The 14,622-nt window shown below is 68.8% G+C and carries 14 protein-coding genes, 1 pseudogene and 1 riboswitch; of the genes and pseudogenes, 5 read left to right on the top strand and 10 right to left on the bottom strand.

The genetic code is table 11. The annotated features are described in order from the left end of the window. From ACZ4YL_RS39390 to ACZ4YL_RS39375, 4 genes and pseudogenes are all read right to left on the bottom strand, one after another. A pseudogene (locus ACZ4YL_RS39390) lies at positions 1-230 on the bottom strand (sulfate ABC transporter substrate-binding protein); the annotation flags it as partial. A 262-nt stretch (positions 231-492) separates the two neighbouring features. Continuing rightward, complete coding sequence (locus tag ACZ4YL_RS39385) at positions 493-573, bottom strand: putative leader peptide (protein ID WP_468123148.1); 81 nt, start codon at positions 571-573, stop codon at positions 493-495. Positions 574-744: 171 nt separating this feature from the next. Then, positions 745-1,203, bottom strand: a complete 459-nt coding sequence (locus ACZ4YL_RS39380) for an RrF2 family transcriptional regulator (protein ID WP_468123144.1) — start codon at positions 1,201-1,203, stop codon at positions 745-747. Positions 1,204-1,348: 145 nt separating this feature from the next. Beyond that, positions 1,349-2,548, bottom strand: coding sequence for an acyl-CoA dehydrogenase family protein (locus ACZ4YL_RS39375; protein ID WP_468123142.1), 1,200 nt, complete (start codon positions 2,546-2,548; stop codon positions 1,349-1,351). A 589-nt stretch (positions 2,549-3,137) separates the two neighbouring features. On the opposite strand from ACZ4YL_RS39375, the gene ACZ4YL_RS39370 reads away from it, so the two are divergent. The 4 genes from ACZ4YL_RS39370 (at position 3,138) to ACZ4YL_RS39355 (ending at position 5,488) form a co-directional block, all read left to right on the top strand. Further along, positions 3,138-3,221 (top strand): putative leader peptide, encoded by an 84-nt coding sequence (locus tag ACZ4YL_RS39370; RefSeq protein ID WP_351157052.1) that lies wholly within the window; start codon positions 3,138-3,140, stop codon positions 3,219-3,221. Positions 3,222-3,445: 224 nt separating this feature from the next. Beyond that, positions 3,446-3,997 carry a winged helix-turn-helix domain-containing protein gene (locus ACZ4YL_RS39365; RefSeq protein WP_468123140.1) on the top strand — a complete coding sequence of 184 codons (552 nt, stop codon included), beginning with the start codon at positions 3,446-3,448 and terminating at the stop codon, positions 3,995-3,997. 202 nt (positions 3,998-4,199) lie between these two features. After that, positions 4,200-4,940 carry a hypothetical protein gene (locus ACZ4YL_RS39360; RefSeq protein WP_468123138.1) on the top strand — a complete coding sequence of 247 codons (741 nt, stop codon included), beginning with the start codon at positions 4,200-4,202 and terminating at the stop codon, positions 4,938-4,940. Then, positions 4,937-5,488 carry a hypothetical protein gene (locus ACZ4YL_RS39355; RefSeq protein ID WP_468123136.1) on the top strand — a complete coding sequence of 184 codons (552 nt, stop codon included), beginning with the start codon at positions 4,937-4,939 and terminating at the stop codon, positions 5,486-5,488. The genes ACZ4YL_RS39360 and ACZ4YL_RS39355 overlap by 4 nt, the downstream gene beginning before the upstream one ends. Before the next feature lie 318 nt (positions 5,489-5,806). On the opposite strand, the gene ACZ4YL_RS39350 is transcribed toward ACZ4YL_RS39355, so the two are convergent. The 6 genes from ACZ4YL_RS39350 to ACZ4YL_RS39325 all read right to left on the bottom strand — a co-directional run bounded on the left by ACZ4YL_RS39350 (position 5,807) and on the right by ACZ4YL_RS39325 (position 14,061). After that, a complete protein-coding gene (locus ACZ4YL_RS39350; protein WP_468123134.1) occupies positions 5,807-6,493 on the bottom strand; it encodes a hypothetical protein in 687 nt (228 codons plus the stop codon). Then, positions 6,471-8,351, bottom strand: a complete 1,881-nt coding sequence (locus tag ACZ4YL_RS39345) for a serine/threonine-protein kinase (protein ID WP_468123132.1) — start codon at positions 8,349-8,351, stop codon at positions 6,471-6,473. Before ACZ4YL_RS39345 ends, ACZ4YL_RS39350 begins: the two co-directional genes overlap by 23 nt. 48 nt (positions 8,352-8,399) lie before the next feature. Further along, positions 8,400-9,278 (bottom strand): MBL fold metallo-hydrolase, encoded by an 879-nt coding sequence (locus tag ACZ4YL_RS39340; RefSeq protein ID WP_468123130.1) that lies wholly within the window; start codon positions 9,276-9,278, stop codon positions 8,400-8,402. Between the two features lie 11 nt (positions 9,279-9,289). Next, positions 9,290-9,357, bottom strand: a riboswitch (guanidine-III (ykkC-III) riboswitch). Positions 9,358-9,737: 380 nt separating this feature from the next. Further along, positions 9,738-11,750 (bottom strand): hypothetical protein, encoded by a 2,013-nt coding sequence (locus ACZ4YL_RS39335; protein ID WP_468123129.1) that lies wholly within the window; start codon positions 11,748-11,750, stop codon positions 9,738-9,740. A gap of 88 nt (positions 11,751-11,838) precedes the next feature. After that, positions 11,839-13,275: a purine-cytosine permease family protein gene (locus ACZ4YL_RS39330; RefSeq protein ID WP_468123127.1), complete on the bottom strand. Its 1,437-nt coding sequence runs from the start codon at positions 13,273-13,275 to the stop codon at positions 11,839-11,841. A 105-nt stretch (positions 13,276-13,380) separates the two neighbouring features. Further along, entirely contained in the window at positions 13,381-14,061 is a 681-nt protein-coding gene (locus ACZ4YL_RS39325) for a hypothetical protein (RefSeq protein ID WP_468123126.1), read from the bottom strand. Between the two features lie 146 nt (positions 14,062-14,207). Between ACZ4YL_RS39325 and ACZ4YL_RS39320 the strand changes: the two genes are divergently transcribed. Further along, positions 14,208-14,357, top strand: coding sequence for a hypothetical protein (locus ACZ4YL_RS39320; RefSeq protein ID WP_468123125.1), 150 nt, complete (start codon positions 14,208-14,210; stop codon positions 14,355-14,357). Positions 14,358-14,622 lie beyond the last annotated feature (265 nt).

The following is a 14,622-nucleotide window of genomic DNA, read 5'->3' as shown; positions in this document are numbered from 1 at the left end:
ATCAGGCCTTCCTGGAGGCCGACCAGCGCGGTGGCGTGCGTCAGGTTCGGGAAGTACCCGATGCGGACCTCTGCGGCCGAGAGCTTCTTGCCGGCGTCGGCGGCGGTGTTGGCGGACTTGTCGTCCTCCTTCTTCGCCTCGGAGCCGTAGCCGCAGGCGGTGAGCAGGAGGGGAAGGGTCGCTGTGACGGCGATGGCACGCAGGGCGGTGAGCGGTCTTGCGGCAGACACGGAGGTGTCCTTTCACGGGATGGTGTTCAGGGAGGTGCGGGGACGGAGCAGGGCGACGCGAAGCCATCGGCACACACGGAAGTCACTCCCGGCCGTCGGCGGCGGGTTCGCGGTTGCAGGCCGGGGAGCGGACATCGGACGCCCGCGCTCGAAGGCACGCGGTCGGTGGGGTCGGCCGGGGGGCCCGCCCGGCCGAACGGAGAGCGGACCGGGGCGGCGCCCAGCGGTGACCTGTGTGTGGGCCCAGGCCCGGCGAGGTATGTCAGCCGGGCTGACAGATGGGACAGATGGCGCTGGACGTACGGACCAGGTCGATGTGCCGGCGGGAGGTCAGAGGCAGCATCCGGCCTGCGTGGTGCAGTGTTCGCACGGCCACCTCCCTGGATTCCTAGTTTTCCCACCTGGTTGGTAGGCATATTGGCAGAGGCGGGGACCCGCCCCAAGAGGCCGTCCGCATGCTGGATGCAGAGATCTCGACATGTGAGAACATGCAGGTGGGGCGAAGGGCGTGGGGTTAGGGATTGGTCCAGGCGCCGGGGGCGTCGGCCAGTGCCGACACGTCAGCGGGCAGGTCGGACGCCGCGACGTCGGCGAGCGTCACTCCGTCGAGGATCTCGCGCACATTGGCCCGCAGCGCGATCCACAGGGGGAGCAGCGCCTGGGCGGGGCCGGTGTAGGACAGGTCCGGCGGGCGGACCCCGCGCACCGAGACGAGCGGCCCGTCCACGACGCGGATCACATCCGCGACGCTGATGGACTGAGCGGGCTTGGCCAGCCGGTAGCCGCCGTTCCCGCCCCGCTGGCTGAGCACGAGACCGCCCCGGCGCATGTCGTTCAGGATGCCCTCGAGGAACTTGTGCGGGATGTCCTGGGCGTCGGCGATGGCCTCCGCCTTCACCGGCCCGTCATCCTGTGACGCGGCAAGCTGCAGCGCGGCACGTACCGCATAGTCCGCCCTGGCTGAGATCCGCATACGGACATTATCTGGCATGGCTGCGGCCCGTGTCCGCCGTGGGTGGCAGTCGGCTGCCGGGTACGCGTACCCGGCAGCCGGGCTCCGGTCACGGACCCGCGACCGGAGCCGTGCCGTGCCGTGCTGTGCCGTGCTGTGCCGTGCGTCAGCGGAAGGCAGCCACCGCGCGGTGGGAGCCGTTGAGGTAGTGCTCGCCGATGGAGCGCAGGCGGTGCGCGACAGGGCGGTGGGCCGTCAGGACCCGGGCGTTGCGCCAGAACCGGTCCAGGCCGGGCGCGTCGGCGAGCTCCAGCACCCGGGCGGTGATGCGCAGGGCGGCCTTCGACGTCACGGTCTCGGCCGTGGCGACCAGGGCGGCGACGCCCGCGGCTCCCTCCGCGTCGAGGTGCGGCCCCGTGTCGAGGGCCTGCGCCATCACGTCCGTCGCCCGGTCGACCACGGCGGTGGCCGTCTGGGCGGCGGAGGCGAGTTCCCCGTAGGTCAGGAACAGGTCCGGGTCCTCGCCGGGCAGCCGGTGTGCGCGGCCGCCCCTGCTGAGGTCGCGCGCCTCGGTGAGGGCGCCTTCGGCGATGCCGAGGCCGACGTGGCACAGGGCGAGCCGGAGCGCCGGCTCCGCGAGCGCGGTGAAGGGTGTGGTCGACTCCTCGTCGTGCGGCCGGCGGCCCAGTACCTGCTCGGGCGTGACGGTGACCCGGTCGAGGACGACCTCGCCCGCGCCGGCGACGCGCTGCCCGAGGCGATCGTGGGCGGGCTCGACGGTCACGCCCCGCGCGCCGGGTGGGATCCGTACGACCAGGACCTCACCGTTCGCGGCGCAGACGGCGTCGACCACGATCTGGTCGGCCGTGGCCACCGCCGTGGCCACGGCCCGGCGCCCGCTCAGCAGATGGCCGGTGGCGTGCCGCCTCAGCGTGAGGTCCGGTCCCGCGGTGTCGTCGTCGGGCCGGGGAGTGCGGACCGCGCCGGTCCACAGCCATCGCTCGCGCACCGACTCCTCTTCGAGGTCGGTCGCGTGCTCGGGACTCGCGTAGAAGCGTCCGCTCCACGTGTGCACGTAGTGGCGGGCGAGTACGTCGCCGACAGAGCTGTCCGCCGCGGCGATCTCCCGTATGACGGCGCATCCGGTACGCCAGTCCGCCCCGCGGCCCGGCCCGGGCGGAGTGAGGGCCGCCGGCAGGCCGGCCTCGCGCAGCCGGGCCGTCTCGTCGGTCGGCTCCTTGCCCGCCTGATCGCGGACGATGGCGTCCGCTGCGAGGTCGTCGGCCACATCGCGGGCGGTACGCAGGAGTGCGCGGCGCTGTGCGTCGGCGGATCGGTGGCCGGCGGTGCTCGGTGTCGTCGGCACCGGCGTCACCGACAGGCCCGAGCGTCGCTGCGTGGTGTGCGAGCTGGGTGGACGGTGGTGCCATGGGGGATGGCGGTCGTCATGTCGACAACTCCGGAACATGGTCGGGCGGCGTCGGCCGGCTGCTGAACGTGTGGGAGGCGCGCGAGGGGTGGGAGGCGGGGGTGGGTGGGCAGGCCGGTACACCTGGAGGTTCCGCTGTGCTGCTCGGGCACTTGAGGTGGGCTCCGGAGATCGTCCGAGGCAACTCTCCGTCGCAGCGGCTGCGCGGCACCTTGCATGGGCGAGGATGCCGGTCGTCTCTGCGGACACGCGCACGAGCCGGGCGCCGGGCCCGTCGGACGACGGCAGCGTCAGTGTCCTGAGCGACCGCCCTTCACCGTATCCCTACCTTTCCCATCGGAGTGATAGGGAATCCTTGCCCGAAGCGGCCCTCCGGGCAAGAGCGTGACCGGATGGTGGACACTTCGATCTCGAAGTGAAAGACGATGCAGGTCAGAGGTCGATGTGACGGCTAACGGCAGCGATTCCCTATGTAATCAGTAGGGAAGTGTTGACGCGTGCCCGCCGCGCACCCCACCATGTGGCCATGTCCCCGTCGCAGCCGTTGCTCGTACGTCGCAGGCACGTTGACTTCCGTCGCGTCGCCAGCGCCGTCTGCCGACCCGTTTAGGGCTTCTTCGACAGGGTGATTCCTCGACGCGCGCCGCCGGTGTGCCGGCTGCCGTTGGTCACTGTGCGCCGCGCTCGTCGTGCCCGCGGCCTTCGAGCCGTACGGGTCCGCCCGGCGTACGACGCGCCGGCCCTCCCGCTCGCATCCGTTGCGGAGACCCCTGCCCCGCCGTGGCCGAACACCCGGCATCCGTATCCGACTCCGAGCAGCCGAAGGGGCTCATCGTGACCACCGCAATTCCCGCACCCGCCCTCCGCCGTTCCCCGGCCCCGCGCCTCCAACTGGTCGGCGCCCGCCCGCCCGCCGTCTCCGTCCACGAGACCGGTGGCGGCCGCGTCGGATACCTCGTGTTCCTGCCGGCGGACGTCGACCCGGTGGCGGTGATGAGCGCGTACGGCATACGCCCGGAGATCCGTCCCCTTGAGCACGGGACGCCTCCGGCCGCCGAGCCGGAACCGGCTCGGCACCTGGCACCCGATCACTCCGACGACGCGATCCGAGTCGACCGCGCACGGCGGCTGGTCGAGGCCGACGGGCGCGAACTCGATCTCACCTACCTGGAGTTCGACCTCCTGGCCCACCTCGTGGACCACCCGTACACGGTTCATACGCGCGATGCCCTCATCTCGGGCATCTGGGGTTACGGGCACATCGGCGACGGCCGTACCGTCGATGTCCACGTGGCCAGGCTGCGCCGCAAGCTCGGCCCCGCTCACCGGGACCGCATATCCACCGTGCGCCGCGTCGGCTACCGGTACGTTCCCGACCACCGGTAGGGGGTCCCGTGTCCCGGCGAACGCCGCCGAAGCCATGAGCCGCGCTCTCGGAAAGTGGGAGATTCCCGATTCGGTCAGCGAACTTCTGTTTCGCGCCGGTTGGGGCGGATCCGGATGTCGGGTTGTCCGGTGAGTGCTGTGCTGGAGGGGATGCGCCCGTCGGGGGCAAGCGTCGGACAGCGTGATCAGGGGGTCTTCAGCGATGGCTTCTCTGCACTACGAAACACTCACCGATCCGGCTCCGCTCCAGGTGCCGGTCGCGGGCGAGGAACGCCAGGGATCGGTCTACATCGTCGTCTCCAATCCGACCATGGACGAGGTGATCTGGTACTCCATCGAGATACGAGTGCCCTGCGGCCAGGCAGACGGTGATCTGACGGCACATCCGAAGACGATCACCGCGCGGGTCGAGCGGAACACCGCGACGAAGAAGGGGGAGGAGCCGATCCTCGCCTGGGACGACAACACGGGTGTCCTCACCGTGACCGCCTGGCCGAACACGCTGTTCCAGGAGGCCGGTTCCATGGCCCTGGTCCTGGACGGCTTCCCCGTCTCCAGCGCATCGGGACTGGTGCTGCTGCGCGTGACGGAGAGGGCGGCGAACGGCGCCTGGGTGAAGAAGACCCCCGTGACCCTGAGCCTGCTGAAGCACCTGCCCAAGGTCCCGCGCAACTTCCGTGCGCAGCAGTCCCTGGTGGCCGGAGGCCAGGACGTCGTCCTGCGGTGGGACGGGCCCGACACCCTCACCTACCGGATCCAGGGTCCGGACGGATCCTCGGAGACCGTTGCGCCGCCGCAGGGCACGACCGGCTGGCAGTGGTCGCCGGCGGCGGGCCAGGAGCCGAAGCGGGACGCCACGTACACCCTGATCGCCACCTCCCCGGGCGGGCAGCAGCCCGGGACTCGGGCAAGGGATGGGTCGAGTTCCCGCAGTCGGGAGTGAACGTCCGCAAGGACGGAAAGCAGGACTGGGGAACCGTCGCCGCTGATCTGGCGGACCTGAACGGCATCAACACCAAGTGGGTGCAGGGCCGTACGGCCGCAGACGGATGGATCGAGTTCCCGGCTTCCGGGATGAACGTGTTCCAGGGCGCCGGGAGCCGCCAGTGGGGGACCGTCGCGGCCGACAAGGCAGACCTGAACGACGTGGTCACCCACCGGGCCCAGGTCAGGGAACGCCTCACCCTCCAGGGCGGGCTGAGCGTCGACAACGTGCTGGAGACGCAGGACGGCCCGCCGCGGCTGATCGTCCACGGCCGCCTGGATGCCGAGGGCGAGGTGAAGGCGGACCACACGGTCACTGTCACCGGAGACCTCACCACCCTCGGCATGCTGCGCGTTCAAGGTGAGTCGCGCCTGCAGGGGAAGGTGAACGCAGGCGCGCATCTGTCGGTCCGTGACGGAGGTGCCTGGATCATGCACACGAACGACGGGAAGGTGGCGATCAACGGCGACCTGCGCGTCCACGGGGCATTCCGCTCCGATTCCTGATCAGGCCGGGACGGCAGCCGACTGAGCGTGCCGCGGGGGCTCCGGCCGTCTCTGCGCCCCGATGGAAAGGTCCGCGACCGGTGTGCCCAAGCCCCGGATCGTGATCACCGGCGCCAGTTCCGGCACCGGTGCGGCCACCGCCCGGCTGCTCTCCTCCCAGGGCCGTACGCTGCTCCCGCCGGCCCGCCGGCTGGAGCGGACCAGGTGGCCGCGGCGACGCACGGGCAGGACGTGGTGCTCAAGGAGCGATTCGGGGTGCGGAGCCAGGTCTCGGCGAGGTCGCGCCGTGGCGCAGGGCGCAGGGCTCGGGCGGCGTCGCTAGTGGCAGGTGTAGGTGAAGGTGGTCTCGGCGCGGGCGCGGTTCGGCGACAGCACCTCAAGCACAGCGGTCGCCTGCATGGAGCCGGGGCCGTGGAAGGTCCAGCGGAGGGTGACCTCGGTCAGCCGTGCCTTCGGGACGATGCGCTGCTGCACCGGGCTGGTGGCTGTGCCGTCGCTGCGGTGCCAGCGGTAGCTCACCGTTCCGCCTTCCCCGTTGCTGCGGATCGTCGCCAGCACCGTCACGGTGCTGTCGCAGCCGGCAGTCGAGGAGCTGGGACGTACGGTGACCCCCGTCACCGACAGTGGATCGCCGGTCTGCTGCCGGACGAGGAGCAGCGCAGCCACGAGCGCGGCCATGAGCGCGGCCCCCGCCACGAGAAGCCCACCCCGGAGGACGCCGCGCCTGCGTCGGGCACCGGCGGTGTACGGCGCGCCCGAAAGCTCGGGGACGGTGCCGTGCCACACCGCCGTGAGGTTCCCCAGGCCGCCGGACGGAGGCACGGTGGAGGCGGGCGCGGTGGAGTGCGCGTCGTCCTCGGACGACGGCATGCCCCAGACAGCATGGTCCAGGAGGGTGGCGCTGGTCGCCTCGTCGGTCGGGTGCGAGCGGGGGAGGAAGGAGGTCGGCTCTTCGTCGTACGGTCCGGGTTCCATGACCGGCTCAGAGGATCGGGTTGCAGTCATCGGCGTAGAGCACCTTGTACGTGCCGCTGCCCGTGGCCGGCGCCGGGTCGCTCGACACCTGAACACCCCAGTACGGGAATGGATCGCCGGATCCGAACGTGTGGGCGTACGTCTTGCTGAACGAGGTCTGCCCGGCAGGGATGGTGATTCTGTCCGTCGCCACGATCGGGCCCAATCCTCGGGTGTTGCTGTGGAACCAGGTGAGGATCAGCGTTCCGGTGGAGACGCCGTCGGTTTTCACGGACGCGACGGCCTGGGTGCCGAACTTTCCGGAGCAGCCGTACTGGGACAGGGACACGGCCAGCACCCGCACGGTGGGGGACGTGGCGGGCGGTGCGACGGGAGGTGTCCCAGGGGCCGCTTTCGTCGTGGAGGGCGTCGGCTGAGCCGCCTGTTCCGTGGAAGCGGGTGCTGCACCAGGAGAGGACGACGAACCCCCGGCCACCGTGGAATTCTCCATGCCGGTCCCGCTGTCGGCGGCGGGACCGGCAGCAGTTCCCGACTGCCCAGGAGTGGGGGCGATGGTGGAGCCGGGCCCCGTGGTGCGGGTGCCGGCCGGGGAGCCGGGCATGCCGGGTGAGACGGTCGAGCCGGCGGCGTGGGGAGCGTCGGCAGCGTCGGCGGAGGCTGTGACGCCGTCCTCCGTGTCGTCCTGTTCAGCGATCGCAGACAGCGCGAGGACCCCGGTGAGCAGAAGGGCGGCAGACGCGGCGACGGCCGCCAACTTGCTTCGGCCGACCACGCCGCCACGCGATCGGGGCCGACCGGCTGCCGCCACCGAGGCATGTGCCGTTGCCGTTCCCGTGGTTGTCGTGGCGAGCGTGGTGTCCGCGAAGGTTGTCGTCGCGGTCACGACGTCGTCGGGAGAGCGCACCAGCATCGGCATCAGTGTGAGGAGCGCGGCCATTCTGCGGTGCCCACGCACCTCCCAGTCGTCGCCGTACTCGCTGGACGCCAGCGCATCCAGCTCACGGACGAACGCGGCAGCGCTCGGCGGCCGTTCCACGGCCCGTTTGGCCAGGCCCCGGCGAATCAACGGCCGCAACGCCTCAGGAACCCTGTCGTCGGGTATGGGCGCCTCGATGTGCTGTACCGCCAGTTCGACAGCCGTGGTGCCCGGGTACGGCTTGGAGCCGACGAGGCACTCGAAGAAGACGGCCGTAGCGGCGTAGACATCGGTGCCGGGGGCGACGGGGCACCCCGTCCACTGCTCGGGAGCCATGTAGGGCGGGGTGCCGGCGACGCCGGAGGCATCCCCGCTGGCCACTGCGATCCCGAAGTCCACCAGCTTGGAACAGCCGTCGAGGTCCACCAGAACGTTCTCCGGCTTGTAGTCCCGGTGCACCAGTCCCGCCTCGTGAGCTGCGGCGAGGCCGAGCAACGATCCCTTGAGCACGGTGAGGGCCGCCTCAGGTCCCGTGGGGCCCTCCTGGCGCAGCAGCGTCCTGAGTGAGACGCCGTCCACCAACTCCATGACGATCGCGGCGCCTTCGGGGTGCTCGACGTAGTCGTCGATTCGTACCACGTACGGCGACCGCAAGCCCATCAGCAGTTGGGCCTCGGCGCGGAAGGCGGTGCGCGCGCCATGCGTCAGATACTTGATCGCCACCGGGGCACCGGAAGCCTCGTCCAGAGCTTCGACGACCCTCCCGCAGGCACCGGTGCCCAATTCCCTGCCATGGGTGTAACCGGGAACCTTCCACTGTGGATGTGCGCTCATGTCCCCGTTGTTCATTACTGCCCTCGCATGCGTCGTTGCCGTGCGCGCCTGGGAGCATGCCTCCCGCCACACCGACAGCCGGCCGGCCGGCCTGCTGCGGCCAGTCAACCGGTCAGCTGCGTCGTGGCGCGTGAGCAACTACTACTCATGCGCAGGCCCTCGTACCGTCTTGGCTTTGAGCGCGGCTCAGTCGTCTGGGCAGAGGACGAAGAGAGGGAAGGCGAGTCGGCGGGGCCGGTTGCCGATCTCGTCGAGCGCGGCGCGGATTTCGTGAAGGTGGCCGGCGGTCATCTGCAGTGGGGGTTCGTGGGGCTGGTAGGTGGTGCGGACCGGGTAGTCCACGCCCGGTTCGGTGGTCATCTCGATGTGACAGCCCATGACGTGGGTGACCGGTCTGCGTTCGCAGAACTCGATCAGGCGGTCGATGGTCCGGGTGAAGGCGTTCCGGTCCTGGATGTAGAGGCGGCCCGGATAGACCGTGTCGCCGGTGAGCAGGAACCCGGTCCACGGGTCGTAGAACGTGACGGCGGCCTCGTGGTGCCCGGGGGTGGCCAGGCATTCGAGCCTGCGGCCTCCCAGATCGACGCTCACCGTGGCGGTGGGGTTCTCGTCGAATCCGAAATACTTCCAGGCCGTGGGGAGCTCTGCTGAGACCACTGTGGTGTCGGGGAGGTCGGCGAACTGGCCGTCGCCCGCGATGTGGTCGCCGTGGGCGTGTGTGTGCAGCACCAGCAGGTGGTACTCCTGGCGGGGGTGGCGGGCGAGCCAGCCGTCGACGAGCTGGTCCACCACCAGACGCAAGGGGAAGAACTCACTTGACGCTGTGGCCCCGGTATCGATCAGTACTGCCCGGTCGTTGCCGAACAGCAGGAACAGGAACGGCGCTTCGTAGTTGATCGCCATGTTCTGCCGCAGGATGACCGTGTGCTCGTCGTACTCATAGACCTGGATGTCCGGGTCGGTGTTGTGCTTGGACGATGGTGAGCCGTGGATCCACCGGACGTCCAACTCGCGAGGCCCGTAAGCCGGGCTGTCGAAATCGACGAAGGATGTACCTACAGCCATGACGCCTCCTGAGTGCGTCGTCTTGGCGGGCCGGGTACGGCGCACATCTCGTCCGGGGTGGGCACCTGAGAGCCTCCGCCGCGACGCTACCACGAGATCGATCTACGGCTCTGTTGCGGGCCTTGGCCTTCGGCGCCGATCTCCTGAGTGCTCGCGCTCCCTACCGACCGGATGTCCGGAAGGCAGGTCCGTCTTGCTGCTCCTCGTCCCTCTCCAGATCGCTGATTGCGCGGCGGCGCGGCTTTCCGCTCAAGCAGGTGGAGCGCTCTCATATGGAGTAAGAGCTGCCCTTCGGAAGGTGATTCCGTGCAGCGATGGCTCCACGACTTCGCCGCGGATGTCTTGCGCAGCTGCACCTTGACCGAACAAATGAAGACTGACGCAGCAGGAAAGCGTCCGAAAGGAATGGCGGCACGGTAGATCGGTTCCCATGGGTCGCGTGACCGGCTCTCGATGTGGTCAGAAGGGGACGACGGATTGCGCGAGCGCATCCAGAGCGGCCTGTGGCCGGATGGTCGTGCCGGCCAGGCCAGGAAATCCGCCCCATGCCAGGCAGTCCCGCAGGTGTGCAACGAACGGGACGGTCCCACCGCGCCCGCTGTGAAGCTCCACGTCCGCGAAGGGTCCGGGGAGGCGAACGGTGTCGACCGGTTCCGGCTGCGCGTCGCGGGGGTTCGCCTTGAACGACGGACCAGGGCTGATCGTCAGGTCCAGGGGCGCATTCATGCCGACCCGTTCCCTCTCCTCGTGGGCCCACCTCTCCGCCTCGGCGACAGCCTCTTCGAGGGGAAGGACGACGAGGGGATCGAAATGCGAGAGGTACATGAACGGGTACTTCTCCGGTACATCGACGATCTCGTTCCTCTTCGGCTCCGGGCCGTGCCTCCTCGGGTCGTGGCGGAACCTGTCCTCACTGCCCGACAGGTCCACGGAGCCGACCACGAGATAGAAGGCGCGCAGCGAGAGCGGCAGGCGTCCGCCCGTGAGCCTCTCCAACCTCTTCACGGACCGGAGTGCGTCGAGCGGGGGCGGGACGAGGGCGCGCGCCTTCTCGTGGAAGGGGTACGCCTCGGCGCGCAGCGTTTCAACGACAGCCTCCAAGCCGCACCGCACCCGCTCCATCGTCTCCATCGCGACGGCCTCGGCGGCCTGCGCGGCGGGCGCCTTCGGTGGTCTCCGGTCAAGCGCAGCCAGTTCCTCCCACACCCGCTCGTGCTCGCCGGCGCGATAGCGCTCGATGAGATCGCCCGTAAATGGCTTCACGGTGCTCGTGGCCGTCGCCTTCCGCTTGCGCTTCTTCATGCGCCCCGCGGCCTGGTTCACGATCTTGGGGTCGAGCTGGTCGAGCTGGTCGAGGAGCGCTCGCGCCGTCGCGCCGAGCTCGCGGTCTTGCGCGGCCATCAGGGATCGTTCGATCCAGCGCGGTTCGGCCGTTGCCTGCGCGGGCGTGAGCTTTTCGAGTACGGTCCTGGCGGACTCGCTCCGGTTGTCGCCGGAACGGAGCACCTGCTCCTCGAACAGGGGCGCCAGGACGTCAAAGGCGCGCGAGGGGCCGGCGCGCAGCAGGGCATCGATCGCGATCGTCTGGCGATCGTGACGGTCGTACTCGTTGATCGGGACACCCTCCAGCGACAGGGGCGAGGCTGCGGCCTCAAGGGCTTCCGGCGTCCCGATCTCGAGCAGGTTCTGCCCTGCGGTGGTAAGGAATTGCCGTTGCCGAGTGAACAGTTCGCGCAACGCGGGAACAGCAGGTGTGTAGCGGGTCTCGGCCAGGCGATGCGCGAGCCATTGCGCGAGGCCTCCGTCGTGGCCGTCCACCGCGGAGAACCAACGCGTCTTCAGGAGCGCGTCGAGCAGCCCCGCGCCATCTCGAAGCGCTGGATGCTCGCCGAAGAGGCCTGCGCTCTCGGCCTGGTCGAAGCGGAGCTCGCCGGCGCTCACGCAGGCGATGAGGGCAGCGACCGGTATGTCCGCGATCTTGCTCCTCGGGATCTCGCCGGGAGCGAGCGACCGGCGACGGACCATGTCGAGGAGGATCTCAGGTGACGCCGAGCAGAGCTCTCGCTTGATGATCTTCTCGGCGCGCCCCCGCATCACGAGTTCGAACGGGACGCGGTTGTGTCCGAAGGTGAAACCGCCGAGATCGATCCGCATCACTTCCAGCGCGAAGGACATGGCTGCGGCGGGCGTGACCACGGCGAGGACCTCGACGGCCGCGCTCAAGGCATCGGGACTGCCGTTCGTGAGCGCCGCCGTGAACGCCTCGCCCGTCGGGTAGCGCCGCACCAGAGGGCAGACCCCGCCCGTCCAGAGGCGGCCGGCGTAGGTTTCGCCGACGTTGATACCCGCGCACGCTGCGGCCGCATGCAGTTCGGCAGGGTCGTGCGCGCTGAGCGCCTGGACGATACGGGAGTTGACGTCATCGATCAGGCTCGTCGGATCGGCGTGCGCTGTTCCGGGATCCACGGGCATGACCTGCTTCCTTCCTTGCCGAGCCTCACCCGGCCATGTCCTGATGGTCCACCGGGTCCGGTGGGCCGACTGCCGGGCCGTGGACGGATCACAGACTCCGTACGGACTTCAACGGCCGGGCCTCCGCGAGGGGCGACGCGGCATTCTGCTTTCCGGCCAGCGCGGCGTAGAGGATGCCGCTCACCAGCAGCCCCACGAGGAACGAGACGTCGGCGCCGTCCATGGCCTCCGCGACCGGTCCGCGGAAGAAGGCGGTCGAGACGAACGGGATCATCGCGACGAGACCGATGACGTACGAAGCCAGGCCGCGCCAGGACCAGCGTCCGTAGATGCCCTGGTCGTCGAAGATGTCACGGATCACGTACTGACCCTTGCGGATGGCGTAATAGTCGACGAGGTTGACCGCGGTCCACGGGACCAGGAAGTAGAGCATCAGCAGGACGAAGCTGCTGAAGCCGGCCAAGTAGTCGTCGGGCAGGGACAGGGCCACCGAGAGCACCACGGCGCCGACGGATACGACAACGGCGGCTCGCAGGCGGCTCGTCGGCTGCTCCCGCCGGAAGGCGTCCACCGCGCTCACGGCTGTGAGCATCGCACCGTAGGTGTTGACGCCCATGACGCTGATCAGGGCCAGAGCCGATACCAGCACGACGAGTGAGCCGAAGCCCGAAACGATGCCGTTCCCGGTCCGGAGCAAGCCGGTGACGGCGTCGTCGGCAGGCAGGCGGCTGCCGATGAAGGCGCCCAGGGACATCAGCCACACCGCGGAGCCGGCCGCACCCGCGTATGTCCACCAGATGACCTTGCGGGAGCCGGCGTCCGCAGGCAGGTACCGGGAGTAGTCCGACACGTAGACGGCGTAACTGATCTGGTAGCCGGCCGCAGCGGCGAAGACGGTCAGGAACGATGTCCATGGGCTGCCGGTCGCAGGCGCGACGATCGGCGCGTCCCACCACTGAACGACGGTTCCGACGGTGAGTATCCCGAACACGAGGATGAGGAGCCCGGTCAGGACGCGTTGTACGAAATGGATCAGATCATGGCCTACCAGGGCCAGCACGACCGACACCACAGCCAGGACGGGGTACCAGAGCCAGGGGCCGCCGCCGACGATCCGTCCCAGTCCTTGGGCCGCGAGTACGGTGTTGAAGACGTTGAAGCCCAAGTAGACGAAGATGACGGCCGTGAACGGTACGACGGCTCCGCGGACCCCGAACTGGGCCCTGGACTGGATCATCTGAGGCAGGCCCATACGGGGGCCCTGGTTGGCGTGGACCGCCATGAAGAACGTGCCGAAGCAGGCACCGAGGACCACGGCCGTGACCGACCAGCCCAGGCTGAGGCCGATCGAGGGGCCGATGAAGCCGATGACGAGAGTGGTCAGGACGAAGTTGCCGGAGAACCAGAACGGGCCCTGGTGCCAGAGCTTGCCGTGACGTTCGTCCGGGGGGATGTAGTCGATGGAACGTGTTTCGGGGGCGGTCGGCAGGGTGCGACCGCGGCGCGGGGCTTGCTGGTCGTGCACGGGGGTCCTTTGCGCTCAGAGCCGGGAAGAGCGGCCATACCGCGACGGGGGTGGCTGCCACGGAGGACTCAACCGTGCGCGGGATCCTTGGCGCATGAGCAGGCACTACTCAGGCCTGGGAGTGAATTCGATGCTTGCGAAACGTTCGTGAACGTTCCAGGAGATCGCATCCTGGACGTCGGGTTCGTTGATTTCGACGCCATGCTGATGAACATCAACGAACAATGCCACGGGCTCCATGTCCTCGATTCCGAAGAACGACACATGGCCTGCACCGCCGAATTCCCTGGCGGAAGTCCCTGCGAAGATCAATGGAAGGAGGTACTCGCAGTATGTGTCGTAGTCTCGGAAGGCCCCACTCGTCATGACATCGGCATGATGATGCAAGGACACGCAGTGGACCCGCAACAGGCTCGGGGCCGGATTGACGCGCAGGTGATCCAGGAGGGCATCGACCTGCGCATCCGGCCTCAGCTTCCGGGCTTCCAGGAGATAGATGCCGGGATTCCCCTCGTCGTCTATCGCCGGCCTCCATTCCGCGATGTCTTCTGTGCTGATCTCATGGCCGACGCGTCGGAGTTCATCCAATGCCTCTTCCAGGGTTGAGGCATCCTCGATGATCAGATCCGTCAGTAGATCCTCGTCGAACTGATCGAATTTTTCCGAGAGCAGGGGGAGGGATTCAAGTCGCGCCCGCTGCTCGATGAGGACCTGCCCGCGCCACGCCTCAAATTCGGCGGCGGAGGGAAATGTGAGCCGCATCTGAAATTCGATGCCGAATGTCATGACTGTTCATCCCGATTTCATGGGTTCAGTTGGGTAAGGGCCGGCCTTCGTGGCGCATCTGACGCAGGAACATGCTCGCAGCGACGGGGTCGACCCGCTTGGCGTGCTCGCGATACCTGGACCAAGTCGCCCGCTGCCCGGGCTCCTTGAGCACGCCGAACCGGCTGCGCCGCCCACGCGATCTCAGCATCGTCAGGGGTGAAGAACTGCGCCTGCTCACGGTCGGTTATGATCCGTTTGAGTCGCGGCTGCGCCGTCTGCTCTCGCGACGCCACAACATGCCGCCCATCATGTGATGGGCAGCCGCAATGGACGCACTCCACACTCAATGAGTGACGCAGCGTGTTTGAGTGGTCCGTTTCGCGCGTATCCCCTCCGGCCCCTTCTTCGACGGTATCGAAGGGGAATTGCCGCACGGGGAAAGGCGGGCGAGGAGCGCCGGAGCCCGCATGGCCGTGTTCTCCTCGCTGACACATCAACCCGGTCGAGCTCGTACAGCGCTCGATCAGCTCAGGTTGCCGAGCTCGGTCGCGCAGACCGCGGATGTCCGTACAACCGGGC

Source organism: Streptomyces sp. NPDC030021, assembly GCF_055574035.1.
This window is presented reverse-complemented; position numbering and strand designations above follow the sequence as displayed.